Annotated in this window: 12 protein-coding genes; 8 read left to right on the top strand and 4 right to left on the bottom strand. The window is 45.4% G+C overall.

From position 1 onward, the window contains the following. Positions 1 to 285: 285 nt before the first annotated feature. Positions 286 to 1359 carry a magnesium-protoporphyrin IX monomethyl ester (oxidative) cyclase gene (gene acsF / locus QUA01_RS15375; protein WP_333090510.1) on the bottom strand — a complete coding sequence of 358 codons (1074 nt, stop codon included), beginning with the start codon at positions 1357 to 1359 and terminating at the stop codon, positions 286 to 288. 398 nt (positions 1360 to 1757) lie between these two features. Here acsF and QUA01_RS15370 point away from each other — a divergent pair, with 398 nt between their 5' ends. Beyond that, on the top strand, positions 1758 to 2234 hold the full coding sequence (locus QUA01_RS15370; RefSeq protein WP_333090509.1) for a TM2 domain-containing protein: 477 nt from the start codon (positions 1758 to 1760) through the stop codon (positions 2232 to 2234). A 263-nt stretch (positions 2235 to 2497) separates the two neighbouring features. Beyond that, positions 2498 to 2671, top strand: a complete 174-nt coding sequence (rpmF, locus tag QUA01_RS15365; protein WP_194011875.1) for a 50S ribosomal protein L32 — start codon at positions 2498 to 2500, stop codon at positions 2669 to 2671. A 472-nt stretch (positions 2672 to 3143) separates the two neighbouring features. Here rpmF and queA read toward each other — a convergent pair whose 3' ends face one another. Further along, entirely contained in the window at positions 3144 to 4274 is a 1131-nt protein-coding gene (gene queA, locus QUA01_RS15360; RefSeq protein WP_333090508.1) for a tRNA preQ1(34) S-adenosylmethionine ribosyltransferase-isomerase QueA, read from the bottom strand. A gap of 147 nt (positions 4275 to 4421) precedes the next feature. Here queA and QUA01_RS15355 point away from each other — a divergent pair, with 147 nt between their 5' ends. Then, the gene (locus QUA01_RS15355) at positions 4422 to 4811 is read left to right on the top strand and encodes a hypothetical protein (protein WP_194012871.1); all 390 of its coding nucleotides are present in this window, start codon (positions 4422 to 4424) and stop codon (positions 4809 to 4811) included. A 198-nt stretch (positions 4812 to 5009) separates the two neighbouring features. Here the strand turns inward: QUA01_RS15355 and QUA01_RS15350 are convergent, their stop codons facing one another. Beyond that, a complete protein-coding gene (locus QUA01_RS15350) occupies positions 5010 to 5639 on the bottom strand; it encodes a YraN family protein (protein ID WP_333090506.1) in 630 nt (209 codons plus the stop codon). Positions 5640 to 5651: 12 nt separating this feature from the next. On the opposite strand from QUA01_RS15350, the gene QUA01_RS15345 reads away from it, so the two are divergent. Both QUA01_RS15345 and QUA01_RS15340 read left to right on the top strand, forming a co-directional pair. Next, the gene (locus QUA01_RS15345) at positions 5652 to 6173 is read left to right on the top strand and encodes a pentapeptide repeat-containing protein (RefSeq protein WP_333090505.1); all 522 of its coding nucleotides are present in this window, start codon (positions 5652 to 5654) and stop codon (positions 6171 to 6173) included. 320 nt (positions 6174 to 6493) lie between these two features. Further along, a complete protein-coding gene (locus QUA01_RS15340) occupies positions 6494 to 7012 on the top strand; it encodes an SET domain-containing protein-lysine N-methyltransferase (RefSeq protein WP_333090504.1) in 519 nt (172 codons plus the stop codon). 608 nt (positions 7013 to 7620) lie between these two features. Here the strand turns inward: QUA01_RS15340 and dnaG are convergent. Next, entirely contained in the window at positions 7621 to 9648 is a 2028-nt protein-coding gene (gene dnaG / locus QUA01_RS15335) for a DNA primase (protein ID WP_333090503.1), read from the bottom strand. A 393-nt stretch (positions 9649 to 10041) separates the two neighbouring features. Between dnaG and QUA01_RS15330 the strand changes: the two genes are divergently transcribed. The 3 genes from QUA01_RS15330 (at position 10042) to QUA01_RS15320 (ending at position 14177) form a co-directional block, all read left to right on the top strand. After that, positions 10042 to 10977: an NAD-dependent epimerase/dehydratase family protein gene (locus tag QUA01_RS15330; RefSeq protein ID WP_333090500.1), complete on the top strand. Its 936-nt coding sequence runs from the start codon at positions 10042 to 10044 to the stop codon at positions 10975 to 10977. A gap of 155 nt (positions 10978 to 11132) precedes the next feature. Then, the gene (locus QUA01_RS15325; protein WP_333090499.1) at positions 11133 to 12065 is read left to right on the top strand and encodes an Rpn family recombination-promoting nuclease/putative transposase; all 933 of its coding nucleotides are present in this window, start codon (positions 11133 to 11135) and stop codon (positions 12063 to 12065) included. A gap of 18 nt (positions 12066 to 12083) precedes the next feature. Next, a complete protein-coding gene (locus QUA01_RS15320; RefSeq protein WP_333090498.1) occupies positions 12084 to 14177 on the top strand; it encodes a tetratricopeptide repeat protein in 2094 nt (697 codons plus the stop codon). Positions 14178 to 14282 lie beyond the last annotated feature (105 nt).

The raw sequence follows: 14282 nt of genomic DNA, 5'->3' as shown, positions 1-14282 counted from the left end.
GAGTTAAGAATTGAGAATAGCGTAAAAATTACCAAGTTGCTAAAAATATTTTTTTACGTTTCTACTGCCATTCTCTTCATTGCCTTTGAATATCTTCTAGTTCAAAATAGGTGCGTCTTGCGGTACTCGTATTACTCACTTTTCATCTCACAATTAACTGCTTCATCAAGTTTCTGAATTGAATTTGAAATGCGATCGCCCATTTAAACTAATTTCACATCATACCAAAAAAAAGCGGCTCCGCTTCCTGCAGAACCGCCGTAATAGAGGATGAAAAATCAAAACTTAACGCACTGCACCTTGAACAGAAGGCGATTCGATCGTCTTCATCAAATACAGCTTCAACAACTGCCAGCCGTTCGACAAATACAGAGGTAATTTTTGGAAGAATTGCAAGAATTTTGGAGTTTCAGAAGCAACAATTGCGGTCAACTGCTGATTGTTTTGGAGACAAACATCCAACCGTTCGTAAAACTCAGGATTGTTCACGTCTAGCATGACGGGGAATACACGGCCTGCTGTTTCGTTGGTTTTTTTGATCACTTCGATGTCGTATTCGCGAGCATCTAGACCGAGCGATCGATAAAAACCACCGCGCTGGATATCATTGAGATACATTGTCGCGAATACCGACAGCAAGAAGAAACGGCACCACAGCTTAGCGCGCCAATCGTTCAACATTTGAGGCTGAGCTCTCATCACCGCATCGAAGAAATCTCCGTGGCGGTTTTCATCCTGGCACCAATTTTCAAAGAATCGGAAAATTGGATAAATCTGGTCTTCAGGATGCGCTTTCAAGTGTTGGTAAATCGTGATGTAGCGCCAATAACCGATTTTTTCGGATAAGTAAGTGGCGTAGAAAATAAACTTCGGCTTAAAGAATGTGTAACTGCGGCTCTTTGTCAAGAAACCTAAATCTAGGGACAAACCAAAGTCCGACAGCGCTTTATTCAGGAATCCGGCGTGCCGGGCTTCATCGCGGGACATCAGCAAGAAACCTTCGGCGAGTACCGGGTTTTTGTCTTTGAGCTTGCGTGCTAATTCTTTGTAGAGCAAGAAGCCAGAAAACTCAGCGGTGCAAGAGCGTTCGAGGAATTCAATGAACAACTTGCGCTTTTCGCCGTCGATGTGTTCCCAAGATTGATCGAACTCGGCATCCCGCACGAAGTGGGTTTTGTTGTAGTCAACGCGGAACTCTTTGATAATTGCTTCGAGCTCGGCTTCATTTACCGAGATGTCCATTTTGGCCATCTCGTCAAAGTCTGTTGTGTAAAATCTCGGCGTGAGAATAGTTTCTTTGGCTGGGGTTTTCCCTTCTTGCTGTTGAGCAAAAGCGGGTTTTTTGAGAGAATCTACCATATGTTTATTGGATTTTTTGCTTATAACAACTTGCTTGTTTCGGGTGTCGGGCGGGTGAGGTCGATCGCTCTCGGTTAGTCCGGCCAGCACCGGTAGCCCGAACCGCGTGGAATCCAACTCAAAGCTGGTGTAATTTCCACGCCCTCCAGTGTACCAAGTTCTCGACCCCGAAAATATGTTGTTGGCGTTAAGAATTGCTACGCACAATTACTTATGGGCATGGAGCATGGGGCATGGAGCATGGGGCCTGGGGCCTGGGGAATTGGTAGTAAATAACCAATAACTTCGGAGAATGCACAAATATCTGCTGGTGTCAAACTGTTCAAACACCAGATAGAAAGTACAAAATGTATAAAGGGACTCCAATTATTAGAATAACCAGACAGGACGGTCATAAAATGAGCAATTTAGGTGTTAGTTACCTGTTATGGGCTGCTTGTTTTTTCGGCCCCTTCGGACTCCACCGTCTCTACAACGGCAAGATTGGCACGGGTTTGCTGTGGCTGTGTACCTTTGGCTTGTTTGGGTTCGGGCAATTGTTTGACTTGTTGCTGCTACCGAACATGGTGGACGAACACAATGCCAGTCTCAGGGGCAAACTCGGCGTATCTCCCCAAGGTATACCGCTATCTTCCACCAGCGGGGCGATCGCCTCGACATACACCAAGCAAACCTCCGAACAGTTAGGGATTAAACTGCTGAGGGCTGCTTATAGCAGGAACGGCAGATTATCTGTTACCCAAGGCGTGATGGCAACCGGCGCTACTTTTGTCGAAGTGGAAGAAGCTTTCACCGCCATGCTCAAAACCGGTTATGTCAGCATTGAGAACGACCCAGTAACTGGCGTCGTGCTCTACCACTTTCACGAACTCTAAGCAGCAAACAAGCGGAGATTTAAATGTAGGGTGCGTCAGCAGGGGGATTTGGCGTGTTGTTAGAGAAGCTAACGGCTGACCCACCCTACGGGAATTTGGCCGCTGCGAGTGCGCCAGCCGGGGGATTTGGCGTGTTGTTGGAGAAGCTAGCGGCTGACGCACCCTACTAATGAAACATTTGTTGTTACAGAGTCGAGCAAGCGAGCAAGGCAAAATCGGCTAGAATGTTTGTTTGTCTATACAATCTCAAAGTATTTAGCGTCATGGCAGTCCCTAAGAAGAAAACCTCCAAATCCAAAAAGAATATGCGTAAGGCCACATGGAAGCGCAAAGCTACTGTGGCAGCTCAGAAAGCTCTGTCCCTAGGCAAATCGGTTCTGACTGGACGTTCCAACAGCTTCGTGTATCCCGGCAATGAAGAGGAGGAGGAAGAGTAAAGCGACTAAAAATTAACAACTGGCATTTCTGATATTTTGCATCATTCTCGGTTAACAGGCCCGATGGCTGTCCCACAACACATAAATTGGGTTGTGGGGCAGCCGCGGATGGCCCGCCCCTCAAGGAAAAGTTGAGAATGGTTTGACATACTCACCATCTTGAAGGAGTGGTGATTTTTGACGGTTCACAGCGATGTGCTACCGCAGTAGTCTGACATAAGCTCCCCGGTTAGAGTCGTGCCGATGCCCCATGCCGACTCAAATCAACTTCTGTGGCAATTTAATTCGTGTATCAGTGCATTCAAGGTTTGACTCTGCCATTGCCTTACATCTGCTTCAGGCTCGGTTTCTTGCTTAAGACTAAGCAATATAGACTGCAAAGTTGGGCGGGTTGTTTAGACGACTCACATCGAAAGCACAAGCCGTCCTAGAAGGACGGGGCTTGAGACTCATTTCTTCGGTCAGATATCAGTTAATCCTTCTTTGCAGCCGGTAAGATCAGCATGGCATCGCCAAAGGAATAAAAGCGGTACCGATGCTCGATCGCTCTTAGGTACAAATCCAACAGCCGAGGCCTTCCAATCATCGCGCTTACCATCATCATCAAAGTAGAGCGCGGCAAGTGAAAATTAGTAATTATCCCGTCTACAACCCGCCACTTGTAGCCCGGATAAATAAACAGACTTGTCGGGCCGCAAAAAGGCTGCAACGAAAAATCGCCGCTCGCGGCAACCGCTCCCTCTAAAGCTCGCACTGCTGTTGTACCTACGGCAAAAATCCGCCCGCCTCTAGCTTTAGTTTCGCGGATTTTCTCCACAGTAGCGGCGGATACTTCCACCCATTCGTTGTGCATTTGGTGAGTCGTCACGTCTTCCACCTCCACCGGGCGAAATGTCCCTACCCCGACGTGGAGGGTAACAAAAGTTTTTTCGATGCCCCGCTGCTTCAAGCGGCTGAACAATTCTTCGGTGAAGTGCAAGCCGGCTGTGGGGGCTGCCACTGCCCCCGGCCGATCGGCATACACAGTCTGATACTGTTCTGGCGCAGCTTGGGAGTTGTCGATGTAGGGCGGCAGGGGTACGTAGCCGTATTCGTCAAAAAACTTCGCCAGAGTCGCATCTGTGGGGATGTCAAACTCCAACAGCCGTCCCCCGGTTGCCTCGTCCCTCTCTATAACTGTCGCAGTCAATCGCCTCGCGAGGTCATCCCCGTGGGGAAGGCAACAACAAGGGCCTGCTGCTGCGGAGTCATTACAGTGCGGATCGAACTCAATTTTTGCTCCCAACTTTAAGCGTTTCCCCGGTTTAACCAAAGCCAGCCAGCAGTTGTGCTGCCGTTCTTCCATCAACAATATCTCCACAGCCGGGCCGTTGGGTTTGTGCCCGTAGAGCCTCGCCGGCAACACGCGGGTGTTATTGAGTACCAGCAAGTCTCCCGGTTCCAACAAGTCGGGCAAATCCCGGAAAATCCGGTGTTGGTAGCTGCTGGGAGAATCTACAGCCAGCAAGCGAGAACTATCCCTCGGTACTGCGGGATTTTGGGCAATGTACTCGGGCGGAAGTTCGTAGTCGTAGCCGTCCAAAGACCAGTCAATCTCTGTCATCGGGTAAATTCCTGTACGATCGATCTGTCAACTGGGTAACAAATTGGGTAAAAACCCCCATCCAAAGTCGGGTGCTTTTCCCCTTGTGGTCGCGGGTAAAGCCCGCGAGGATAGAGGTGTAGCATCAGCTTTGCTCGAAGGATAGTTATGGAATACCTCTACTACATCGCCAATACTAGCCTCACTCTGAGAGTGGTGGATTACCTGCGCGCGGCTAGTCATCTTCCCTTGCAATTTATCACTGTTATTCACCAAATTGACGGCTGGGTGGTGAAGGTAAAAATGAGCCAATATCTAACTCCCCAAATGCACGGGGATTTTCGGGCTTTTATGAACGAACTCGGGATTCCTTACGATCCTGAAATTCGCTTGCAAATGGCGCTGTGGAGTTTGGAAACCGGACAGTCGCCGCTAGGCGTGATGCGCCGCTACCAGGTGGCGGTGGTTTGTCACGGCAGCCCCGACCGTAAAGAAATTGAAGCGTTTCGCCAGCAATTTGTCAAGGGTCTGGGATATTGCCCGGAAACTCTCGCCTAGATTGCTACGCATATAAATTAACTGTGATGACAGAACAGGAGAGGGAGAGAAGGGGAAAGCGGGAGAAGATTTAACGCTTTTTTCAGCTCCGTTAAAGCTCAAGAGAGAAATGCGCGACAGCCTAGGCAAGTTAACAATTAAAAATTACCTAGTGGCATTGCTTTGAGATTTTACCCTCTAAATTTTAATTATATATTTTTAATTGCTAAAAGCGGAGCGAATGTATTCTTGCAGGGTGAGTCGGTAGTTTCCTGCAACGGCGGATTGAGAGTTCGCTGCTGTTAATGGTGGTAAGATTTGCTCAGTTTTTTGTTGTGAAGGTTCGCACCTGACTAGGGCGACATCAAAGCGACAAGAATTATTTGTTAAATCTGGACGAGTGCTTAAAAATATTTCGGCTGTTTGCCAAAGTTTGGCTTGTTTTGTGGTGGTAACAGCCAGCATTCCACCAGCATCCCAATTTCCCCGGCGGCGAGTTTTTACCTCTACAAATGCTAATGTTTGGGAATGGGAAATGGGGAATGGGGAATGGGGAATGGGGAATGGGGAATTTTCGTTACCTCTGTTGATTTCGCTTTCTTCATCTCTTCCGAGGGCGATGATGTCAATCTCTCCCCAGCGACAGTGCCACTGCCGGTGCAAGATTTCCCAGCCTTGCTGCTGCAACCAGTCGGCGACTAAGTTTTCTCCCAATGTGCCGATATCCCTAGAGTTGGGGGATTCGGGGGAATTGGAGTCAACCGTCGCGATCGGGCGATTCCCTACGGGATAGCTACGCTTGACGCGCTTTCTGGTAGAATTCAATTCTGAACTGTCACGGCTGCCCATTAGCTTTAACTTATGAATTCTCGAATTCGCCAACATCGCAAAAATATTTATACTTTCTTGCTGAGTTTTGTTATTTTAGCAGTAATTGTCGCTGGGGCGATCGGCATTAATCCGGCACCTGCTTTTGCTTTGGATCACGACAAAGAAATCCTAGTAGGCGCTGATTTTACTGGTCAAGTTCTGACTGACGACAGCTTTAATAAAGCCAATCTTCGCAATAGCAATTTTACTAATGCAGATTTGCGAGGTGTCAGCTTTTTTGCTGCCAATATGGAAGAAGCAAATTTAGAAGGGGCGAATTTCACGGGTGCTACTTTAGATTTGGCTCGCATGATGAAAGCAAATTTAACTAATGCTATCCTTGAGGGTGCTTTCGCTTACAATACCAGGCTGGAAGGAGCTATCATTGACGGTGCTGATTTTACAGAGACACTGCTGCGAGACGATATGATAGAAAAACTTTGTAAAGTGGCAAAAGGTACTAATCCCGTGACGGGTAGAGATACTCGCGAAACTCTTTTTTGCGATTATTAAAAGGCTAATTAAACAAAACTTACCCCGCCTGCGGGGTAAGTTTCATGTAAACTCTCTGGCAGTCGGGCGATCGGGCTTGCTCCACGGCCCGATACATGACTACAATATCAGCGAAACCCCCAGCCAATAGAAGGCTTTATATGGTTTTTGGTCAAAGCAAATCTCAGGACGCTGAGCACAATGGCGAAATCCAGGTTAACGAGTCGATAGTCGCAGCGCTGTCAGATTCGGATACTGAGCCCATTAACGCTCCAGTGTCGCTTCGGAGTAACCTCGTAGAATTAGAATTAGATTTGTAATTTGTATTAAGAGTGAGGAAAATGGGTTTCGATACTTTGATCCAGCAAACAGAGAAAGGTAGAGGCGTTTTTGCCAGCCGAGGCTTCCGTAAAGGTGAGACGGTGGTGGTTGGACGCCGAGTCGATATCTTGCCCGAAAGAACTACTCACTCGATTCAGATGGACTTTGACCTGCATATAGAATTAGATGAACCGGCATTATTGATCAATCATTCTTGTAGCCCAAACACAGGGGTTCGGAATAATCAATTCGGAGCCTACGATTTCGTGGCATTGGTTGATATTCCTTCGGGAAGCGAGATTACATGGGATTACTCTACAACAGAGTACACTTTCATTGACATTCCCAAATGTTGTTGTGGCTCCGCCGAATGTCGATCGAAGATCCTTGGATATAAATTTCTCCCTGACGAAATCAGGAAAACGTATGGTGAGTTTATCGCCGATTACCTCAGAGTAACGGCATCTAAAACCGAACTTCCCCCGCGCGATCTTAAAGTTCCTAGTATTGCCCCCACCAGTAGGGCGATCGGGCTTTAGCCCCCCCCGGATACATGACTAGAATGTCAGCGAAACCCCCAGCAAATCGAAAGCTTTATGCTGTAAAGGAGTTGGGGTCGTCAGGTCGAAACTAACTGAAACACCCGCTAGTTTAGGCTGCACTCGATTTTTAGCGATGTCGATAAATTAGTCACTAACGTCCGAAAACTTTGAACGGGAAACTTCTCCAAAGTACGCTTTGTTGAAGCTTTCCGTTTCGCCGGATTGGCAGACAAAACCTTGACAATTACCGAACCCGACTCAGAAGCATCTAATATCAAATCCGCGCTTCATCCTCCTGGTAAAATCGAGTTAACATTCAACACTCAACCATGATTCAGTTTTTTGACCCCGAGTTAACTCAAATCCGGTAGCATCGGAATAATAAAATCGAGTCAACAGTTAATACTCAACAATCCTATCAAATCCGGTAGCATCGGAATTAATATTACCACAGCTTTCGAGACCGCGAGTGCCTCGTGTCCCTACAATTAATCGCGGTAGGGACACGGCACTGGGGTGTCCTCTATATAATTCCGGTGCAACCGGAAACGATATCAAGTCCTAGATTTTTGATTGTTCCTAACAAGGACTTTAGTCCTGAACTTCTAGAAATTTACCCCCCAAGGTACGGATGTTAAATCGTAAAAATTAACTTGACGCAGCCGCTCTAATTCCTTGAGCCATTCTTGTTCGGCACAGAATTGTTGGTGATATTCTATAGCCTCTTCGCCACTGCTAGCGGCCTTGGCTTTTTCCCACATATTGAGTGCAATCCGGCGGCGCTTCATGCTGATAATTTGCTCGATACAGGCGAGGGCTGATCTAATTACTAGAGGTGCGCGATAAACGTTTCTTTCTGAGAACTCATTTAAGTGAAATAAATGGGAGATTTGATTGAGCTGATTGGGATATTCAATGAAACTATCTTGCAATTTTAATATTAACTCTGAAGGTGCTACTTGTAAAGACATTTTGTGCAATATTTCAGCATTCACAATCTGGTGCCACAAAAATCTGTGGTGAGAAAGGCTAAACTGCACGTCTCTAGCTTCTATTGCTTCTCTGACATCTTGGCGGTATTCGGGACAGTGCAAATAAATCTGCAATAATTGCGCTTCTGCTTCTTCTAAAAGACTGCGGGCTACGGCAGATAAGCTTGATTTTGAGCTTTTGTTTTCGCCGCTTGCACGCTGCTTTTTATATTGTTTGTTCGGCTTCAGCTTGTTTCTAATTAGCAGGGGCATTGTCAAAGATTCGTCTTGACTCTGCCGCTTTGCCCAATCGCTGACTACTTGATTGAGCAAGTTTTCAGCAATCATTTTTGTGAGTCTAAAATCTCCTTTGCTGAGAATTTCGGCGCACTTTTGCAGGTAATGTGCTAGCTGATTGTCGTCTGTGATATTGGTTAATAAATTAATAATTTTTTTTGTGACTTGCTGGGAAATATCGGCTTGCTTCAAATCTTGATTGACGAGCATTTGTTGCAGTTGCCAGTCGAGCCACAACGGAGCATTTTCCAGCAATTCTCGATATTGTTCTGGGGAGTATGTTTTGAGGTATTCGTCGGCATCTTTGCCGTCGGGAATGTTGAGTACCCGCAGTTGCACTTCTCCTTGATAAGCGAGTTTTTCTATTTCTCCAATAGCGCGTTCTGCTGCTTGAGTTCCTGCTTTGTCGGCGTCGAAGTTGAGGATAATTTGTTTGGAGTCAGTGTAGCGCAATAACTGCCGCACTTGGTTTAAACTTAAGGCTGTGCCAAGGGAAGCGACGGCGTTGGAGATGCCGGCGGCCTGAAGTGCGATCGCATCAAAGTACCCCTCTACAACCACTGCGCGATCGGCTTTGCTAATGGCTGTTTTCGCCGTATCTAAGGCGAATAAAGTCTTGCCTTTATCGAAGAGTTCTGTTTCGGGAGAATTGAGGTATTTCGGCTGTTCGTCGCCGAGAGCTCTGCCGCCGAAACCGATGACTCTGCCTTGGGTGTCGCGAATGGGAATCATAATGCGATTGCGGAAGCGATCGTAATAGCCGCTGCCGCCATTTTTTCGGGGTACAATTAATCCAGCTTGTTCTACTAATTGCGCCGGATAGTTTTTCTGTTCTACTAAATAACTGTAAAGTGCTTCCCAACCTTGGGGTGCATAACCTAATTGAAATTGTTGGATAGTTTCTTCGCTTAGCTGGCGCTCTGATTTGAGATATGCTAAGGGTTCTTCTCCTTGGGGTTGTCGCAAAGCGTGTTCGTAAAAGTTAGCTGTTAGTGCTGAAATTTCATAGAGTTGTTCCCGCAGAGAAATTTGCCGCTGCAATTCTTGTCGGTGTTCGGGTTCGACTGTTTTGACGGGGACTTGATAATTTTTAGCTAATTCTAATACTACTTCGCTGAAAGGCCGTTTCTCCAATTCCATGAGGAACTTAAAAGCATTGCCGCCTGCACCGCAGCCGAAACAATAATACATTTGTTTGCCGGGACTGACAGTAAAGCTGGGAGATTTTTCGTCGTGAAAAGGACACAAACCTACAAATTCTTTGCCGCGTTTTCGCAACACGACGCGACCGGAAATAACGTCTACTATGTCGGCTCTTTGTTTGACTTCTTCGATTGTTTCTGGATGCAGCCGGGGAACTTGCATAGGGCTATTTTAGGCAAATTGAAAGTATAGCGGAAGGAAGAAGGAAGTTCGGCAACGGATTATGTAACGGATGTGAAGAAGGAAGAAGGAAGAAGGAAGAAGGAAGAAGGAAGAAGGAAGAAGGAAGAAGGAAGAAGGAAGAAAAGCCAGGGTTTTAGCAAGTGAGAAAGTGTTAATTGTCTTAGGGCTTGCTATATGTTTATTTTGAGCGATCGCACTTTAGTAAAGCACAAAACTGACTTTCAGGAATTGCACAGAAAAAATCAAGCGTTCCGGTTTTTTGTACCAGGGCTGATCGCTGCTAATATGTGTTTTCTTAAAAAGCCAGGTTTCTCCGTAAGGCATAACTTTATTGTAAGATATTTACACTAACTGTAAGGAGCATCGAAAATAATGCGAATTTTAATGATGGGCGGTACTCGGTTTATTGGGGTTTATCTTACTAAGATTTTAGCAGCACAAGGGCATGAAGTGGTGTTGTTTAACCGGGGCAACAAGCCTGTACCGGTTGCGGGCGTGAAACAGATTCAGGGCGATCGCACAAATGTCGAACAACTAAAAGAAAAGTTATCGACGGTCGAGTTTGACGCTGTTTTTGACAACAACGGCCGCGAACTCAGCGATACAAAGCCTTTAGCTGAAATATTTAAAGGGCGGGTGCAGCACTTTGTTTACATGAGCTCTGCGGGGGTTTATTTGAAGTCGGATCAAATGCCTCATATTGAAGGGGACGCTACTGATCCTAAAAGCCGGCATTTGGGTAAATGCGAAACCGAAAATTACTTGGCCGAGTCCGGTTTGCCTTGGACTTCGATTCGCCCAACTTACATTTACGGCCCCCAAAATTATAACGATTTAGAGGCTTGGTTTTTCGATCGCATTGCGCGCGATCGCCCGATTCCGATTCCCGGTAACGGAATGCACTTCACGCAGTTGGGGCACTGTCAGGATTTGGCTAAAGCAATGGCGGCGGTTTTGGGCAACTCTAGGGCGATCGGGCAAATTTACAACGTTTCGGGCGATCGATTTGTCACCTTTGACGGTTTAGCCCGCGCCTGCATTCAAGCGGCAGGCAAATCCCCTGATGCTATTAAGATTGTACACTACGATCCGAAACAATTTGACTTCGGCAAAAAGAAAGCTTTTCCGATGAGATTACAGCACTTTTTCGCTTCAGTTAATAAAGCTGTCACCGATCTTAACTGGCAGCCGGAATTTGACTTAGTTTCTGGATTAAAAGATTCTTTTCAGAATGATTATGTAGTTTCGGGGCGGGACAAAGCTGAGATAGATTTTTCAGTCGATGACGAGATTTTGAAAGCAGTTTGAAGTTAAGTTATAGTGGGAGCATCTCACTAGCAAAAATCTAGCACCCGCCCTAACCCTCCCCTTAGTAAGGGGAGGGAACAAGAAACATACCAAACAGACTGTCACAGTAAGGTTTGCAGCCGTGTTAATTCCAAATCTCTCAGGAGAAAAATAACATGAGATTTATCAATCCCAAAATAGATTTTGCATTCAAGAAAATATTTGGCTCCAGCCAAAGTACAGAGATTTTGATTAGTTTCTTAAATGCCATACTCTATGAAGAAGAATCGATCATTAAAAGCTTAGAAATCCTCGATCCTTATCTTGGCCCTCAAGTAGCCGGAGCTAAAAATAGTTACTTAGATGTCAAAGCGCTACTTAATGACGGCACATTTGTGATTATTGAAATGCAAGTTTTGAAGGTACAGGCATTTGGCAAGCGAGTTTTGTACAATGCAGCAAAAACCTATGCACTCCAATTAACAAGAGGAGAACTATACAAGCAATTGCGACCTGTGATTGCTTTGACTATCACTGATTTTGAAATGTTTCGCGGCGAGCAAGATGTGATTTCGCATTTTGTCTTCAAAGAAAGAAATCGCTTGTCTGATTATCTACAAAATGACATTGAGTTAGTATTTGTAGAGTTGCCAAAATTTAAGAAAGAATTGGATCGACTGGAAACTCTTACGGACAAGTGGATTTACTTTATCAAAACTACTGGCACTTTGGATGAAGTACCTCAAACAATGATCACAGTCCCGGAAATTCAGAAAGCCTTTGAAATTGCCAATCAAGTTAGTTTGACACAGGAGGAATTTAACATATTACAACAGCAAGAGTTTTTTGCTCAAGATCAAGAGGGTTCAGTGGCTTTAGGTCGGGAAGAAGGCAGGGAAGAAGGCAGACAAGAAGGCAGACAAGAAGGACAAGTAGGGTTAATTATGCGTTTGCTAAGTCGCCGTTTAGGTCAAATAAACCCGGATATTGAAAGCCGCATTCGCCAATTGCCGATCGACAAATTAGAGAATATTGCAGAAGCCATGTTAGATTTTTCTAATGCCGAAGATTTAACAGCTTGGTTGGAAGCTAATTCTCCAAAAGACTAGGAATATTAGGTAAATCTCATGCTTGGAATCACACTCGGCAATCGCTACAGTATTATCCGTCACTTGGGAGGCGGCGGATTTGCTCAAACTTATTTAGCTGAAGATAAACAGCTACCAGGCAATCACCTCTGTGTCGTCAAGCAGCTTAAACCTCAAGCAACTGATCCGCAAACTCTACAGGTAGCCAGACGTTTATTCGATACCGAAGCACAAGTTTTGTACAAATTGGGAAATCACGATCGCATTCCCCGACTTTTTGCTTATTTTGAAGAAAATCAAGAGTTTTATCTCGTTCAAGAATTTATCGAAGGTCACGATTTAAGTCAAGAAATTACGCCCGCTTCTCCGGGAAATGCCGGAGGGATGAAAGAAGATCGAGTCATTTGTATATTGGAGGAACTTCTCGAAATCTTAGATTTTGTACACCAGCAAAATGTGATTCACCGCGATGTCAATCCCCGCAATATCCTCCGCAGAGATAGAGACGGAAAATTAGTTTTAATTGACTTCGGCGCCGTCAAAGAAATTACTACTCAAATCACCACGTCTCAGCCCAAAAATAGCTTGAGTGTCAGCATTGGTACTCCCGGTTATATGCCCAGCGAACAAGCTCACGGCAACCCCAAACTCAGCAGCGATATCTATGCCGCAGGTGCGATCGCAATTCAGTTCCTCACTGGCATAAATCCTCACCAAATGCCAAAAAACCCCGATACAGAGGAAATTATTTGGCAGGACAAAACATCCGTCAGTCCTGAATTTGCAAACATTTTAGATAAGATGGTAAAGTACGATTTTCGGCAACGTTATTCTAGTGCAGGCGAAACGCTGCAAGCTATTAAAGAATTGAAAAATTCTTTCAGCGGTACAGTTCCTGTATTGCCTCCGGTTGCTGCTGCGAATAAGACTGTAAAATCCCGAAAAAAACTGTATTTAAAAATATTGTCGATCGCGAGTTTGATTGGCATCAGTATTATAGCATCTATTTATGGTGTAAACACTTTTAATTCTGCCAATGCAACTGACCTGTACAACCGAGGCAATACTCTTTACAATTTAAGCCGATTTGAAGAAGCTCTTGCCGCTTACGAGCGAGCAATAAATCTCAGGCCAGAGTATGCGGAAGTCTGGCAGGAAAAAGCAAAAACTTTGTACACATTAAAAAAATACCAAGAATCACAGGCAGCTTATGATCAAGCCATAGAATTAAAGCCGGAATACTTAGAAGCTTGGACGGGACGCGGTTATGCTTTGGATAAGTTGCAACAGTCTCAAGAGGCGATCGCATCTTTTGATAACGCTTTGAAAATCCAGCCCGACTATGCCGCCGCCTGGGAAGGCAGAGGCGATAGTCTGTTAGATTCGCAGCGGTACGAAGAAGCGATCGCATCCTACGAAAAAGCGGTACAGTTTCAGCCCAATTTGTACGGTGCTTGGTACAATCGGGGACAAGCTTATCAAAAATTAAAACAGTACGATCGAGCCGTAGAATCCTATGAAAAAGCAGTTGAAATTAAATTCGATAATTCTGAAGCTTGGTACAATTTAGGCAATGTTTTTCTCGAATTAAACAAAAACCAAGAAGCTTTTGAAGCCTACGAAAAAGCCGTGCGGTTTCAGCCCAATTTTTATCAAGGCTGGTACAGTAAAGGCATCGCTTTGCTGAAAATGCGCCGACATGAAGAAGCGGTAGAAGCTTACGAAAAAGCTGTTAAATTAAAACCTGATTATTATCAAGCCTGGTACAGTTTAGGTTGGTCGTACCACGAACTACGCAAGTACGAACAAGCAATTCAGTGTTACAGCAGAGCCTTAGATTTAAACCCGAAAGAATCTCAAGCGTGGTACAATAGAGGCAATGCTCAGTACAATTTGCAGCGGTACGAAGATGCGCTAGTCTCTTACAATGAAGCCGTCTATGTCAAGCCTGACTACTCGGAAGCCTGGTACAGCCGTGGCAATGCACTTGTGGCGGTAAAAAGATACGAAGATGCGATCGCCTCCTATGACAAAGCAATTCGCTACAAACCGGATTACGGAGCCGCAATCGAAGCAAAAAAGCGGGCCGAAAGTCAGCTAGGAAACGATGCCCAACAGCTCAAACAACAATAATTAATTCTTAAGTAAATTTGCTATTACTTCTTAGTCCGCGAAAGCGGACTTTGTTTGACAAGAAGCGATTTCAATCGCCGAATGATAATGGAGATAGGTGAACTT

The organism is Microcoleus sp. S36a_B3, from assembly GCF_036700745.1.
GTDB lineage: Bacteria > Cyanobacteriota > Cyanobacteriia > Cyanobacteriales > Microcoleaceae > Microcoleus.
The sequence above is the reverse complement of the archived record's forward strand: the minus strand, read 5'-3'. Positions and strand labels throughout refer to the sequence as shown.

Excerpts from the sequence above, each read along its gene's own strand:
- QUA01_RS15355 (WP_194012871.1), top strand. The coding sequence starts at position 4,422 with ATGGAATACCTCTACTACATCGCCAATACTAGCCTCACTCTGAGAGTG.
- queA (WP_333090508.1), bottom strand. The coding sequence starts at position 4,274 with ATGACAGAGATTGACTGGTCTTTGGACGGCTACGACTACGAACTTCCG.
- QUA01_RS15340 (WP_333090504.1), top strand. The coding sequence starts at position 6,494 with ATGGGTTTCGATACTTTGATCCAGCAAACAGAGAAAGGTAGAGGCGTT.
- QUA01_RS15350 (WP_333090506.1), bottom strand. The coding sequence starts at position 5,639 with ATGGGCAGCCGTGACAGTTCAGAATTGAATTCTACCAGAAAGCGCGTC.
- dnaG (WP_333090503.1), bottom strand. The coding sequence starts at position 9,648 with ATGCAAGTTCCCCGGCTGCATCCAGAAACAATCGAAGAAGTCAAACAA.
- acsF (WP_333090510.1), bottom strand. The coding sequence starts at position 1,359 with ATGGTAGATTCTCTCAAAAAACCCGCTTTTGCTCAACAGCAAGAAGGG.
- QUA01_RS15345 (WP_333090505.1), top strand. The coding sequence starts at position 5,652 with ATGAATTCTCGAATTCGCCAACATCGCAAAAATATTTATACTTTCTTG.
- rpmF (WP_194011875.1), top strand. The coding sequence starts at position 2,498 with ATGGCAGTCCCTAAGAAGAAAACCTCCAAATCCAAAAAGAATATGCGT.
- QUA01_RS15370 (WP_333090509.1), top strand. The coding sequence starts at position 1,758 with ATGAGCAATTTAGGTGTTAGTTACCTGTTATGGGCTGCTTGTTTTTTC.
- QUA01_RS15325 (WP_333090499.1), top strand. The coding sequence starts at position 11,133 with ATGAGATTTATCAATCCCAAAATAGATTTTGCATTCAAGAAAATATTT.
- QUA01_RS15330 (WP_333090500.1), top strand. The coding sequence starts at position 10,042 with ATGCGAATTTTAATGATGGGCGGTACTCGGTTTATTGGGGTTTATCTT.
- QUA01_RS15320 (WP_333090498.1), top strand. The coding sequence starts at position 12,084 with ATGCTTGGAATCACACTCGGCAATCGCTACAGTATTATCCGTCACTTG.